Below are 14578 nucleotides of genomic sequence, written 5' to 3' on the forward strand. Positions count from 1 at the left end.
GTCTTGCATTTTCAATAGTTGCATGGTAGAATACTTAAAGTTGTCAGCAAACATACAAATGTAACGTTGAACCGTGTTTTGTAAGTAGGAGGTGAATTTCATGCCAAACATTAAATCCGCTATTAAACGAGTAAAAGTTAGCGAAAAGCGCCGTCTTCGTAACGCTTCCCAAAAGTCCGCTCTGCGTACTGCTGTGAAAGCTTTCGAAACAGCTGCAAGCCCAGAAGCTCTAATTAACGCTTCCAAGAAATTAGACAAAGCAGCTTCTAAAGGTTTAATCCATAAAAATGCCGCTAACCGCAAGAAGTCCCGTCTGGCTAAAAAGCTGAACGCTCTTACGGCTCAAGCGTAATACAGGACATAAAAGCAAAAGTCCAGTTCTCTTCGGAGAGCCGGGCTTTTTTCCAATATAAAAAACCTTCTTAAGCAGCAAGCCTAAGAAGGAACATTTCCAGTCCTAACACTTTATCGATTTTCCCCGTCTTCATCTGGAAATCCAGATCGGCCAACTGGGCCATGATCTCGCTCAGCTTCTCGATCTTATATTTCCGCGCCTGCCCCTCGGCTACCTTCACGGCGAAAGGATGCAAACCGATCTGCGAAGCCATTTGCTGCTGCGAATACCCCTGTTTGCTAAGCTCTTTGACCTGCAGCATGATGCGAAACTGCCTGGCGATAAGAGCGGCTATTTTGATCGGCTCCTCCCGCTGTTTCAGCAGCTCCTCCAAGATGACGAAAGCGCGCTCCAGCCTTACATTCACAATGTCCTCAATCAGTATAAAAACATTTTGCTCCGTGCTCCTGGCGACGAGCTGGTCGATGACATCGACTGACGCTTCGTTGCCAGCGCCCACATAGAGGGAAATCTTCTCAATCTCAGCCGATAAGGCTTGTAAATTCCCGCCTGTGTAGAGGATTAATTGATCCGCGGCTTCACTGGTAAATGAAAACCCGCGCTGCCGCGCCCCGGCCGCCACCCACTGCTGCAGCTCATCCGGGCTGAGCGACAGGAAAGGAACTGCCGCCTCCATGTCTTTGAGCGCTTTAACGATCTTCTTGCGCTCGTCTAATTTATCCGCGTCCACCGTAAAAACAACGACGGTATGCTCCGCGGGCGATTTTAAATAGTCGGTCAATCGATCCAAGTGATGTTCAATCTTTGTGCTTTCCTTGGCCCCTGTAAAAAACAGCGCATTCTTGGCGATGACAAGCTTCTTCGGCACCATGAAGGGAAGTGTCTCGGCATCCTCCAGCACAGACGAGAGCGAGATCTCGCTTAAATCGAATTTGCTTACGGCAAATTCCTTATGTTCCGGCTCAATGAGCGAATCCGTCAATACTTGGATAAACTCTCTCATTTTATATTTCTCGGGACCGTAGCACAAGTACACGGGTGCCTGCCGCCCTGCTTGTATATCTTTCAATGCTCTCTTTGCGTCCATAGCTGATCTCCACTCCTCGCTCTCATTTTACCAACAACAAAGGGATTACGTCAAAGTCCTAAGACCTTGCCGTAATCCCTTTGTCTGTCTATTTAAACACCGGTTAAAGGCCCTAGAAACCTTAGACCGTGTGGGCGAACCCCCTATTTGCTTTAGCTTCCGTATAATTTAACATACGCAGGAGCCGCTATATTGGTGCGTTCGTTTCAACAATTTCAGGGCGTTTCTTCCTTTTTCTGATTCACGTCAACGCGAATCGTATGGAGCGTGCCCCCGCTTTGAACTTGATAAAATAACTTGTCATCCTTGGACCATTCCACCAGTGTGACTACGTCCTCCGGCTGCCAAACTTGCTTGGACGCAAATACAATTTCCAGCGTATCGCTATTACGGATCACAACGTGGTGATCTTCAACAGCTGCTGTCAACGTCCCCGAAGCTGATTTCAGAAAATTATCCGTGACCGGTACGGTCAACGAAAACATATTGGCGCCCGGCTCTCTCTCAATCCCTTTTTTCGCAACTGGGGTAGATGTGGGCTGAGTTGTCGGAGTTGCTGGAGCTGTTAAACCCAAGCTATTCGCAATATCTTTTTGCTCTGCGACAACCGGGGCAGGCGGATTCGATTGCTTCGGCTCCGCGCCCTTCAAGCTGCCGCCAACCGTGGCGGACGGATCTTGCATGCGCTCCGGTGCCGAAGTGGAAGGATCCATGCGCGCTGCATCATTAGCATCCTTCGGCGGAGACGGCTTGATCGTATCCGGTTTTTCGAGCGGTGCGTTCGTTGTCGCTTGCGGTGCCGTTCCACCCGTCTCCGATGATTGCGGCTGCTGCTTCAGATCGGCTTTCGGATCGGCTGCGGGTGCGGCATCATGGTTCTGATTCGCGGAAAACTCGCTAGCGTCAGGAGTACCGGAGATTTTCATCTTGTCGGCAGCTTCCGGATTTCCTTCCGAATTTCGTTTGGAATCCGAGGCTGCCATACTGCGCTGTTCAGCATTTTGGTTAGCCCCTGCCATCGGCAGCAGGCTGTCAGCATTATCCAACACAGGATGCTTTAAATTAAAAGCAAAGAATCCGAGAATGAGACCTGCGGCAACAACACCACTTGCAAATTTCCATGAGAACTGCGATCCAAGCCGGCGTGTCCAAGGGAGTCTAGAAGGCTGTCCTTGTTCGATCTGTTTACTTTCTGTGCGGTAGACAGCTGCTTTGTCGGTAATGGACGCCGCGGCTACTTTATCAATTTCATCCAGCTGCGGCAAAATGGCATCGACCAAACTGTATGGAGGAACAACCTTGGGCAATTGGGCTAATTCGCCCGAAATTCTTTGTAAACGTTCAAACATTTGCGCACATTCCAAACAATAGGCCAAATGAGCGTGAAGCTCATCTTCCTCTTGCGAATCCAGATCTCCATCCAGGTGCCGCTGCATAAGTTCCATCACCTCTTGACAATTCATCCCCGAACACCTCCTTTCTGATATTCTTGGAGCAGCGATTGTAACTGCTGTCTGGCGCGAAATAAGTAAGACTTCACCGTATTCAGCGGTAAATTCAACGATTCGGCAATTTCATGATACGAAAAGTCTTGCAAATAACGGAGAACAACAACAGATCGATGGTGCTCGGGAAGCTTATCGATTGCTTCTCGAATATCTTTGGCTAGATAGCCGGTCATGATTTCATATTCAACATTGTGCTCTGCAGTAAAGGTCATATCATGCTCATCAATAGAAACCGTCGGTTTCGCCTTGCGAAATTTATCGATGCAGATGTTTGTCACAATCCGCTGTACCCACGTCTTGAACAACGCTTTTTCTTCATATGAATTAATTTTCGTATAAATCCGAAGGAGCGCCTCCTGCGAAGCATCAAGGGCATCTTGTTCATTATTCAAAATATAATAAGCGGTTCGATAGACGTGAGACTCAATTTCTCGCAATAGGGTAATGAGTGCATCACGATCACCGGCCTGAGCTCTTTTAACCAGTTCGGGTGCTACCACTGGGATCCCTCCCTCTTGCAATCTTACAGACGCAGCAGCGTCTCATAATGTTGCAATGGTTTTAGAATAAAAAATAATAAGGCGATTCGCAACTACCAGAATAACAAAATTTCATGAATAAATACACTTCTTAGACGTAAAAGAACCGGATTAGTTTAATCCATAACGGATGAATCCGTCCATCCCCTTTCTTATTTCGGTCAAATTACTCTTCATTGTAAGCCTTTTTGAACGTTAGGATAGTACTATGTTTGTGTAGTACCTCATTATTAAGCCGTTTAATTCTGACTAAAGTGGTAAATATTACAGAGAAGCTATTCATAAGCGGAGGGCTTACCGTGTTCAAACAATTATTCGGAAGAAGACGTTTGTATGGCAGCAGCATGGCGAACAACCGGGAAAACAAGGCGGGCTCTGAGCACAATAAAACCATACTGCCATCCTTGCAAGAGAACCTGAACACCATACAAACACTCCTCCATCATCCGGGCGACCTTATGATCAGACAGTTCACAGTCGGTCTGGAGCAGCACCGGTGCGCCATCGTGAGTATAGACGGACTGGTGGATACTACGCTTATCAATGATCAGCTCATAAATCCAATGCTCCATTCCTTTGATCAGCCTGCCGATTCACCTCGCGATGTCATGACAATTTTGACGGAGCAGGTTTTGACGACGCATGATTTGGAAAATGGCGATCTGCTGCAGGACGCTTTGCTTGCGATTCTGTCCGGCAACACGCTGATATTACTGGACGATCTTGCACAATACATCATCGTTTCCAGCAACGGTTGGAAAAGCCGGGCCGTTGAAGAGCCGCAAACGGAATCCATCATCAGAGGCCCCAGGGTAGGCTTTACGGAAGATTTGCGCACGAACACGGCGCTGCTGCGAAGACGCATTAGAGAAACCAACCTTGTATTCGACACCTATCAAATCGGGCGCAGAGCTAAACGGAAAGTCATCCTCACTTACATTGCCGACATTGTACACCCGGATCTCGTTAAAGAAGTCGACCGGCGTATCAAGAGTGTAGACATTGATGATATTGAAGGTTCGGGGTATTTGGAACAGTGGATTGCGGACAGCTTTTTAAGTCCGTTTCCTGTCATTTTAAATACGGAGCGGCCCGATAAAGTGTCTGGCGCTCTGCTTCAAGGCCGCGTTGCGATCCTAGTCGATGGCGACCCTTTTGCGCTTATTCTGCCGATTACCTTTTCCTCAAGCTTACAATCGCCCGAGGATTATTATCAAAATTGGCTGATCTCTACGCTAACCCGGATTCTTCGATTAATCTCGGCCTTTATCGCCACATTTTTGCCTGCGCTGTATATCTCGCTGCTGGAGTTTCATCATGGCATGATCCCGTCCAAGCTCGCTTTCTCCATCGCCGGAGCGCGAGAAGGCGTACCGTTTCCGGCAGTGATCGAAGCCTTTGTGATGGAGTTCACGTTAGAGCTGCTCAGGGAAGCAGGGCTGCGGCTGCCCAAGCCCATAGGTCAAACGATTGGAATTGTAGGCGGTTTGGTCATTGGAGAATCGGCAGTGGCTGCCGGTATCGTGAGCCCCGTTATGGTGATCGTCGTGGCCGTCACGGCCATCGCATCCTTCTCGCTGCCTTCGTATTCGTTCGCCATTTCTCTGCGCGTCATGCGGTTTGGCATCATGTTGTTCGCTGCTTTTCTTGGACTGTATGGGGTCATTCTGGCCTATATCATGATCAACATCCATATCGTTAATCTAAAAAGCTTCGGGATTCCGTACTCTACTCCCTTTGCCCCGATGTTCATTCATGATTGGAAAGATCTTGTGCTGCGGGCTCCTCTGCATTTCCTGAAAAAACGGCCGCAAATGCTTCAAACGAAAAATGAAGACAGAATGAATGTAAGGAGAAAGAAAGAATGAAATCTTTTGAATACGGAGATAAAGAAATCAGCAATTTGGATATGAGCATAACGGTGTCATCCATGATTATCGGCGTCGGTATCCTCTTGCTGCCGCGGGAGCTGGCGAAAGCTGTGCAGGGCTCAGACGGCTGGATGTCCATGATCGCCGCAGGCATACTTGCCCTCGGAGTGGCCTGGCTGCTGGCCAAAATATCGACGCACTTCAGCACGCAAGGCTATTATGCCTATGCTTCCGCTGCGGTAACGAAACCGGTTGCCTTTATTGCCGTACTCGCTCTTTCTCTGTACTTTATCTCTTTTTGCGCGTATGAAGTCAGGGCCATTGCCAATATTGCCAAGCAATATTTATTTGAAACGACACCTGTGGAAATCATTGCGTTCTCGTTCTTAATGATTAACGTGTATGCCGTGTCAGGCAGCCGCGTGGGACTGATCCGTTTAAACATCTTATTTCTGCCCATTGTGCTCCTGATCACAGCGGGTGTTCTGTTGTTTAGTCTTGGCATGGTTGATATCAAGGAACTGAAGCCATTTTTCACAACGGATTGGAAATCATTAGCGTCCTCCATCAAAACGACAGCCTTCTCGCTGCTGGGATTCGAAGTTGTTTTATTTTATATCACGATGATGAATCGTCCCAAAGAGGCTCCTAAAGCCGTGGTGATCGGTGTTTTTATACCGGTCATTTTGTATACGTGCATCTATATGGTCTGCATAGGCGTATTTTCTCAACTGGCACTGCAGGAAATTACATATCCCGCCGTAGAGCTTGCGAAGGAAATGACGATCCCCGGCGAATTTTTCGAGCGGTTTGAATCCATCTTCTTTACGATTTGGATTATGGCCGTTTTTACAACAACCATGATGGCCTACGATTGCACGATCTATGCGCTTAGTTCGCTATTCACCAAACCTAAGCATCGAACATGGGTTTTTGGGCTCAGCCCTTTCATTTATCTGCTGTGCATGTATCCCAAAAACTTGTCCGACTTCAATAAAATGAGCACAGGCATCAGTTATTTCGGCCTTGTGGTGAGCATTTTTTTGCCGGTTCTTATCCATATTGTCGCCAAGTTTCGAGGAGTGAAAAGCGATGTTTCCTAAAAGGATTTTATGTGCAATTTGTATTGGTTGCACGTTATGTATCCTTACAGGCTGCTGGGATCGGGTCGAAATTAATCAACGCGGCTTCGTTGTCGGAGTTGCCATCGATAAACCGGAAGACAGCTCGAAAAATAGATATAAAGGCACCTATCAAATGATTGTGCCCGGCGGCCTGAAGCTTAACAGCGCAAACAGCCCGGGCAGCAATAATAATCCGCATGCCGGACAAGCGTATTTTAATATGACGGCTAGTGAAAACTCGATGCTGTCCATAGCTTCCAAAATAGCCAGCAAAACAAGCCGTTCTCCTTATTTCGAACACCTGAAAATGATCATCATCTCGGGCGATTCCGTGAAACATAAAGCCAACCTCCCCGATATACTGGATTTTTTTCTGCGGAACAGCGAAATGCGAAGAAGCGTCCAAATTTTAATCGCCGACGGGAAAGCCTCGGATATTCTTAACATATTTCCAAACAATGAAACTACGCCGATTGACTACATCTCTTCGATTGCCAAAAATACGCAGAAAACGAATTTCATGCTGTCGGAATCGCGAATTGGCGATGTACACGAATATTTAATTAAACATGAAAGCTTTGTCCTTCAAACAATTAAGAAAGAGGATGGAGGCGTTACGCTGAACGGAAGCGCCTTATTTGACGGAACAACCAAGCAGTTTCTCGGCTTCCTGAACGGCGAAGAAACACAAGGGCTAAATTTTATTACGAAACGGGTTAAAGGGGGAATCGTTGAATCCAAAGTAGACAATCAAATCGTCGGCTTAAAGGTCGAACGGTCCAATCGAAAAATTTATGTACGCCAGACAAGTCCCGAGCAGGTGAACTTCACGATTAAAATCATTGTGGAAGGCATACTGGATAAATCCATTGCCAATCTTGACCCTTCCGAAGGAACGCTCGTGGAATCACTGGAGAAAAGCTTCGAAGATACGATTGTTTCCACGACCCGTCAAGTCATTAAAAAGCTGCAGCAAACCTATAAAAAAGATGCGTTAGGATTGGGGACCTATCTTTTTCAAAACGATAATAAAATGTGGAAGCCTCTTGCAAATAATTGGGAATCCGGCGCGAAGTTATTTACGCAAGCGGGCATTGATGTACAAGTCGAAGTTATTGTACGGCGTGTAGGCAACATTTTTGAATCAACAAAGGAGTAGAACTTTTATGTGGTCGTCGTTTATAGGTTTTATGCCGCCAAGATTGGTCCTGCTGTGTACGATCCTTTCGTTTATAGTCCCTCTTGGCGTCTATTCGGTCAATCAACTTTTTCACAAATACGGAGATCCGCCTTGGAAGCAGCCGCAAGAAGATGAGACTGAGCACCCGACACCTCCTCAGGGCCAATCCTAAGGGGTTTGTTGCTGCGGAGATAATTTCATACGGGAGAATACGCCTTCCTTGCGGACTTCCATCTGCACTTCTCCCATCCGGTCCGTTCGGAAAATGTGAACGCCGCTCATCTGCAGCCGCTCTACAACATCTGCCGACGGATGCCCGTACCGGTTGCCGTCTCCCACAGAAATCACAGCCGTCCCGGGCTGCCAGAAGTCCAGCCATTCCTGTGAAGATGAGGATTTGCTGCCATGATGAGCAATTTTCATCACATCAATGGGGTAGGAAGGATCGTCCTTCAAACGGCCCAAGAGAGCAAGCTCAGATTCTTTCCCTATATCTCCCGTAAAAAGCCACTTCGTTCCCAGCATCTCCAGAAGGATGACGATGGAATATTCATTCTGCTCCTTAACAATCACGGCATCCCGCACAGTTTCCTCAAAAGGATAAAGCACCCGCAGTCTTGTCGCAGCATCCAATTGAATCCATTCGCTTCGTTCGCCCGAAAGCATCGGAATTTTACGAAGGATGGCTGTACGGAACAGCTTCTCCATTCCCGCGTTCGGGTGATAGGTACCGTTGAACAAAAATTGCTTCACGGGAATTTGCTCGATCACAGCTTGCAAACCTCCGCTATGGTCGGCATCTTCGTGGGTGAGCACAAGCAAATCCAACTGATGAATGCCCCGTTTCTTCAGCAGAGGAACGAGCAGTTTCCGCCCTACTTCATAGGGGTCTTTGCGGGCTTTCCATGCGTCTCCCGCCTTGCTGAATGCGAGGGTCCCGCCACCATCGATGAGGAGGTTCCGTCCATATGGCGTACGGATGAGAATGGCATCGCCTTGCCCCACATCAATAAATTGCACAAGACCTGAACGGTTGAAACGTTCTGGAGAATACCCTATCCACAAGAGCAAGAGGAAGCCGCCTGCAGCAAGGCATAGACACACCTGCAGATTCACGCTCCGTCTGCTTTGCACACGCTCTAGCATGATCGGAAACTCATCCGTTTTGCCTAACGACAATCGCCGCCAGAGCCCATAGATGACAACGAGAAGGAAGTAATACAAAGCAATCCACAACAAGCCAGGCGATGGCCAAATCAATTTGAAGGCATGCAGCTGCTGCAGCTTGTCTGTCGTCCAAAAGATCCCTTCATTGAGCCAAGCAATGAGCCAGCCAAGCGCTCTTCCTGCCGGTAGATAAAGAAGTCCTGCAAAGACCGCCGCAAGTCCCGCCGGGAACACAGCTAAAGAGATGACAGGCACTAGAACGGCATTTGCCAGCCACGAAATTAAGGAAAACTGATTGAAATAGTAAATCGAAACCGGAAAAGATACACATTGAGAAACGAGGGTTATGGACGCTGTATTTCGCAGCATAGAGGAGGGAATCGACGTTTGGAGCAAAGCGCTCACATTCTGTACACCCAAAATAAGCCCAAGCGTTACCAAAAAAGACAGCTGAAAGCTGACATCCAGCAGGAAATACGGATTCCAGATCAGCATGATCCAAGCGACGATCGCGATACTATGCAAAACATCCTTCGCTATCCCCCGCCTGGCTGCGTAAAGGGCGACCATCGTCATCAGCCCGGCCCTTACAATGGAAGGCGAAGCCCCTGTCAGCAAGATATAAAATGGCAGCAGCCAAAAGCAAACGCGCAAAGCAGTTTCCTGAGATCTTGCATTAAATTCTGAATAGCCCCCTTTGAAAAAACCTGTATTATCAAGCTTTTCGTAATTACATTTGCATTAATTTCTGAACAGGTTTTGCATTTAAATCTGAATTAAGCTCAATTTTTGTATTTAATTCTGAATAGAGATAAAATTTTTATTGCACTTGACTCTGAACACGTAATTCATTGCACTAAAAAAACCAGCCTTCGGCAGAGCCTCAGCTGGTTAAATTATGCTTGTTTCTTCGTGGAAATTTGATCCAAAAAGTCCAATTTGAATGGATTAATATATTGCTTCCCTGACAGATAGCCATTCATAAGATAAGCTTTTTCGAAATGGTACAATTTAATGAATTCCGAATCATCTTCAATTGCTAACTCCGCTGCCCGTGTTATAAGGGACATAATAGAATGCATAAGTCCGCCCGTAGCATTAAAAATCCGTATTGACAACTCATGACTTTCTAAAGACGAACGTTCAGGAAACGGAAGTAATTTATCTATTTTCTCCAATAAATTAGAGAAATTCTTTTGCTCATCCATGGACCAGTATCCATATCTCTTCATAACGTGAAAATTCTCAACTCTACGTTGAAGCTGACCTTCATTGGCATCAAGAATGTCAACAGACTTTGGGGTACCAAAAAATACAAATGGAAGTTTCGTGTCATTGATAAGATTTTTAATCCATTCAGCTGCTCCTCGAAGTGTCTTTTGCTTGTCTTTATCAACCATGTTTTGAAACTCATCAATCATGATTAATTCAACCCCGCACTTCTGGATAAGCTGTACAAGCCTTCGGGTCTTTCCTTCTGTAGACTTAACAGAGTCTGGAAACTTATCTCCAAGCGCTATTAGCATCTGCGCGATCGTCCCCTGTATAGTAGCAGGATAAGGGAGCCGGAGTGATAGTATTTTTCTAGTTAGTATCATACCGTTGAAAGTTTCTTTATGGTACACCAAATCATTTTTTTTAATAAAATAACTAAACAGAATTGTTTTACCAGTACCAGCTTCTCCGGTAATAATAAGCGATTGTGGTTCAGTCGTTATCTTAGTCCGGGAAAGAACCTCTTCGATTTTTTTCTCGCCTTCTAACATTAGACTGTGCAGAATTCGTATCTTGTGCAATTTTTGCTTCCGCTCGATTTTGCTCTTTTGGGCGTTAAATTCTTCTTCACTATTCATCATAAAAGCCCTCCTCATGATCATAAATTTCATACGATTCCATAACAACGTACTTTTCCTGCTCCATTTTCTTCACTTTTTCAGCAATTATTTCTGTCTGATCTATAGTGTTGGAAGAATTGATGTCCATACGGTTTGCTAGTTCCGCAGATAAGGCTTTATGACGTGCTTTTTCCTCCTCTGCTTCTTCCATAATCTCCACAAATGCTTCTGCGATGATCCCGTCAGATATTTCACGTTTTTCGTTAAGTGCTTTATTTTTAATAAGCGCATAGATATACGCATTAACGCCCTTCAGCGCTTTCGCATTATCACAAAGCACTTCAAGATAGCGATCATGAACGAAATCATAAACATAAATATGGGACACATCATCTGGATCATGTTTTACAACGACTTCCTGATCAGGACAATGAGCAGCAATGTGTCTAAACAGGTCATATATCTCAGGTGAGCGATACTGAAGTCGATTTGTTCTGATGACCCCACGTGTAACCTTTCTTTTCTCCGAAGGCAAGAGGATAATTTGCAACCTTTCCATAGAAGAAAACGTTCTAGGTGCATGCAGCTCCACTCCGGCTTGCCAATAATCCATTGGTGTATCTGTTATGCGATCCAAAACTCTGTTATTGAATGCATCTAGGAGCCATTTATAAAAGAGTTTTACATACTTTTCAAATCCAATACATGCTTCATCGGCTGGATTGTAGTTGTCCCTTTTCTTCACTTCTTGGTTATTGGCATGCGTGGTGCCAAATAGCAAATGATCGAACTGATGGTTCTTCGTTAAGAAAAAGTTCTCAACAACTGGTTTATGCCAAGGCTGTTTTACTTTGCAATGAACAAGTTCGATTCCAAGCTCGAAGCATGCATTTTTTAGTGCGTGGGAGTGGAACTCCTTACCATTGTCAACAAACAAGACCTCTGGTAGCCCATAGCTGTACCAATCATTTTTAAGATCAGGATACTGTTCTTTCATGTTTTTATTGGGCGTATAGGTATTTAATAGTGCAAGCATCACTGACCTATAGCTCGGTTTTCGAAAGGTTACATGAAAACCTACGACATAACCTGAAAACACATCAATTAGCACAGTTAGATACGCTCTGGGAAGACGCTTACGTGTTTTATCATCCACAAGTAGCACATCTATCGGCGAGTGATCAGCTTGTACAAATTGCATAGGGCGCGTTGCCTTCTCAGTTTCGCCTACATACCCGTACTTCGTAAATGCTTCCAGATAACCGTATTGCGCTTTTGCTTTCTCGAATGCGTCAAGCGAATTTATCATTCGATAAATAGTGCTATTATCTGGAACCTTAAGGTGCGAGTTTGGTTCTCTACCTCTGTTTTCGCGAATTATTTCCCCACGAGCAAGTTTACAAATAGTAGCCGCTCTAACTCCCCGTTTTCCAAGAAAATGCTTTTGTATCACATCTTCTAGGATTTCAACGACTCTTTCTTTTAATTTACTTTTTCCTGTGCCTTTCCCCCTAGGATAACTCGTTCCAAGTGATAACTTATCCCCATCATTTTGTAGCAAAGTCTTACGCCATTCGTATAAATTCGTCCGGCAAACGCGATTGTTGGTATCTTTGAACTCCTCCTGAAGCTCCAATACTCGAGCATCTACGACGGGCTTCAAAGGATCCGCTTGTAGCAGTGGTTTAACGCAATAATAACGAAACTCGATTATATCTCGTTCGGCTTCTGGTAAACTTTCAAACGTCTTTACATTTTTTATTTCAGACTTCTTATCCCACTTACTTGGAAATACAACATTCTTATCACCATGTTCAGCGAGAATACGCTCGTGAGACCATTCTTCCTTTGTGTTATAGTCTTCATCAATGACAATGAACACATTTGGGTCGTCTTCTTTTCGACGATCAATTTTCAAATTTCGCCCAGCATAGAGAAATTCAGTGCCTACACCAATACGCGGCATCTGTCGCGCCTCCTTAAAAAATCGTCAATCTGCTCTTTTGAGATGTAACAGGTATTTCCGCCATGGAGTAAACGATGCTTATCCCATTCGGTGAAAAAACGAAATTTAATTGTGTATGCACTCATTTCCAAAAGTTCAGCTGCTTGCACGAATGTGTAGCCAAAAACAAATACATACGCATCTTCCAATAACGCTATCAGTTCTTCTTCGAGGAGATACATCTGTGAAAAATCCCCCTTTGGATCTTTTATATACAACCTGATTTTGTGATGCTTAGCTAACTTTAATATGTTAACCATGTGCAGTTTCATACGGTTTTCAAATAATTGTTCAACTGCTTGCCTGAGTCCGACCAAGGGAAGAGAAGTTTCAACACATGGTTTCGCCAGCGTTTGATACGATGACATGAATGCCTCGACATCTTTGCGTTGGAATTCCCAATCGTTGTAAAATTTAACCTTCTTACCTGTGAGAACGTCGCTATCACAAAGAGAGGTAACTTCATGTGCCCGTAATCCCAAGAATTCAGCGGTTTCGTTCTCATCAAGCACAGGTTTTTTCTTCTCTTCAAGTTTCAGTTTCATCTGCTGAGCGGTGTAGACATCAAAGTAATATTCTACGACTTCTTTGTTTAATAACTTATCCGTCCACTTATCTATCCGACGGTTTGCGTAAGTCATAACATTAGAAAACTCGGTCACATACGATTGCGGATCTCTCAGAAAGTGATATGCTGAACTTGAAATCACAGCATCAGATTTACTGGTCGTTATGAGTTGACCTTTTTTACTCTTAACCTCTTTCATGCTTAATTCTGTATAACCTGAATTAATCAAACTATCGAATATTTTTTCGCATCCTCGGCTAAACACATACAATAGATAAAAAAATTGTTTTTTCGTAACCTTCCCTGCAGGAATTTTAATATCAGCGTGACCCTGTAACAGATCTTGTAATACTTTTTGAGCTGTCAGTACAAAATCATTTGGTTTTGAAGTGTTTGTGCTGCGCAAATCGTGCCCACATGAGCAAACCCCGTGCGTGATATTATAAACGTAAACGCGAGAATTACACGATGAACAAACGTCTACTAGATACACTTGATGTTTTAAACAGACGCAGAAAAAGTTGATATCCCATAGCAGGCGGTGATACATTTCCTCACTTAGACAAATCGGACAAAACTTGGAATGAGTCATTCGAAAAATATAATCTCTTTCCAAATTCGAATGTGTTTCTGTCACTATCTCCTTTGCGATTGAGTTAAGCGTTAACTTTTCAAAATCTTCCTGGGTCGCAAACAAGTCTTTTATTTGACTCTCGTATAGCTCCCTACTTGCATAATTTATATTAGCCTCTGTATATCTTATCGGAAGTTTCAAATGTGGAGCATACACTCTCTTAATCGCATATAAATCGACAAAGTTTTCAGCAGCTAATCTCTCCAGCACGCTTTGAAAACTTTCATCTGGATACGGCTTTATGCCGACAATGCATCCGTCTGTGATCATATCATGTGAAAATTTTTCCAATTCCATACATGAAGCATCTTGCAGTAATGTTCCCGAACCATCACCTTCGTAGGAAGATATGTCAGTGCAGACTTCCTCTAGTGGTGCATTCTGCTCAAAAAGTTTTATTTCCTTTCTTTGAAAAGCATTGCACAAGCTTTCGGTCGTTAAACAAATTACAACCTGGAAAAAGCCATGTAGTACAATCAGTGCTGAATCCTTTTGGCTATCAAAATCTTCTTGAACAGTATACAAAGTGCCTACATTCGTAATTAATTTTGCACCGCTTTTTAAAATGATACGTTCGTAATTTGTATTCATGGAAGTTCCGCCTTCGTCTATGTAAGTTAGTTGTTACTAGTATAAACCATGAATTCACGTATTTTCGGCTGTCAGATCCACCCAGTTTTTCTGATCATATAAGCAAAAAAAAGA

Annotated in this window: 11 protein-coding genes and 1 pseudogene; 5 read left to right on the forward strand and 7 right to left on the reverse strand. The window is 44.5% G+C overall.

Annotated elements, in window-relative coordinates; translation table 11 throughout:
- Window positions 1-100: 100 nt before the first annotated feature.
- The gene (rpsT, locus tag AC3WRW_RS06665) at window positions 101-352 is read left to right on the forward strand and encodes a 30S ribosomal protein S20 (protein ID WP_145657043.1); all 252 of its coding nucleotides are present in this window, start codon (window positions 101-103) and stop codon (window positions 350-352) included.
- Between the two features lie 70 nt (window positions 353-422).
- On the opposite strand, the gene holA is transcribed toward rpsT, so the two are convergent.
- The 3 genes from holA to AC3WRW_RS06680 all read right to left on the reverse strand — a co-directional run bounded on the left by holA (window position 423) and on the right by AC3WRW_RS06680 (window position 3450).
- The gene (gene holA / locus AC3WRW_RS06670) at window positions 423-1442 is read right to left on the reverse strand and encodes a DNA polymerase III subunit delta (protein WP_492545560.1); all 1020 of its coding nucleotides are present in this window, start codon (window positions 1440-1442) and stop codon (window positions 423-425) included.
- 215 nt (window positions 1443-1657) lie between these two features.
- Window positions 1658-2905, reverse strand: a complete 1248-nt coding sequence (locus AC3WRW_RS06675) for an anti-sigma factor (protein ID WP_492545561.1) — start codon at window positions 2903-2905, stop codon at window positions 1658-1660.
- Complete coding sequence (locus AC3WRW_RS06680) at window positions 2902-3450, reverse strand: RNA polymerase sigma factor (RefSeq protein ID WP_171686313.1); 549 nt, start codon at window positions 3448-3450, stop codon at window positions 2902-2904. The genes AC3WRW_RS06675 and AC3WRW_RS06680 overlap by 4 nt, the downstream gene beginning before the upstream one ends.
- Window positions 3451-3833: 383 nt before the next feature.
- Here AC3WRW_RS06680 and AC3WRW_RS06685 point away from each other — a divergent pair, with 383 nt between their 5' ends.
- The 4 genes from AC3WRW_RS06685 to AC3WRW_RS06700 are packed head-to-tail and all read left to right on the forward strand — an operon-like array spanning window position 3834 to window position 7836.
- Window positions 3834-5357, forward strand: a complete 1524-nt coding sequence (locus tag AC3WRW_RS06685; protein ID WP_492545572.1) for a spore germination protein — start codon at window positions 3834-3836, stop codon at window positions 5355-5357.
- Window positions 5354-6463, forward strand: coding sequence for a GerAB/ArcD/ProY family transporter (locus tag AC3WRW_RS06690; protein ID WP_492545562.1), 1110 nt, complete (start codon window positions 5354-5356; stop codon window positions 6461-6463). Before AC3WRW_RS06685 ends, AC3WRW_RS06690 begins: the two co-directional genes overlap by 4 nt.
- Window positions 6453-7643 carry a Ger(x)C family spore germination protein gene (locus tag AC3WRW_RS06695; protein WP_492545563.1) on the forward strand — a complete coding sequence of 397 codons (1191 nt, stop codon included), beginning with the start codon at window positions 6453-6455 and terminating at the stop codon, window positions 7641-7643. Before AC3WRW_RS06690 ends, AC3WRW_RS06695 begins: the two co-directional genes overlap by 11 nt.
- A gap of 7 nt (window positions 7644-7650) precedes the next feature.
- Window positions 7651-7836 carry a hypothetical protein gene (locus AC3WRW_RS06700; RefSeq protein ID WP_492545564.1) on the forward strand — a complete coding sequence of 62 codons (186 nt, stop codon included), beginning with the start codon at window positions 7651-7653 and terminating at the stop codon, window positions 7834-7836.
- On the opposite strand, the pseudogene AC3WRW_RS06705 reads toward AC3WRW_RS06700, so the two are convergent.
- The 4 genes and pseudogenes from AC3WRW_RS06705 to AC3WRW_RS06720 form a co-directional block, all read right to left on the reverse strand.
- Window positions 7833-9494 (reverse strand): annotated as a pseudogene (locus tag AC3WRW_RS06705) (DNA internalization-related competence protein ComEC/Rec2); the annotation flags it as partial. The gene AC3WRW_RS06700 and the pseudogene AC3WRW_RS06705 sit on opposite strands and share 4 nt — an antisense overlap.
- Window positions 9495-9727: 233 nt before the next feature.
- Window positions 9728-10684 (reverse strand): TniB family NTP-binding protein, encoded by a 957-nt coding sequence (locus AC3WRW_RS06710; RefSeq protein WP_492545565.1) that lies wholly within the window; start codon window positions 10682-10684, stop codon window positions 9728-9730.
- On the reverse strand, window positions 10677-12632 hold the full coding sequence (locus AC3WRW_RS06715; protein WP_492545566.1) for a transposase: 1956 nt from the start codon (window positions 12630-12632) through the stop codon (window positions 10677-10679). The genes AC3WRW_RS06710 and AC3WRW_RS06715 overlap by 8 nt, the downstream gene beginning before the upstream one ends.
- On the reverse strand, window positions 12614-14464 hold the full coding sequence (locus tag AC3WRW_RS06720; protein WP_492545567.1) for a TniQ family protein: 1851 nt from the start codon (window positions 14462-14464) through the stop codon (window positions 12614-12616). Before AC3WRW_RS06720 ends, AC3WRW_RS06715 begins: the two co-directional genes overlap by 19 nt.
- Window positions 14465-14578: the final 114 nt, after the last annotated feature.

Source organism: Paenibacillus sp. FW126-R14, from assembly GCF_058789495.1.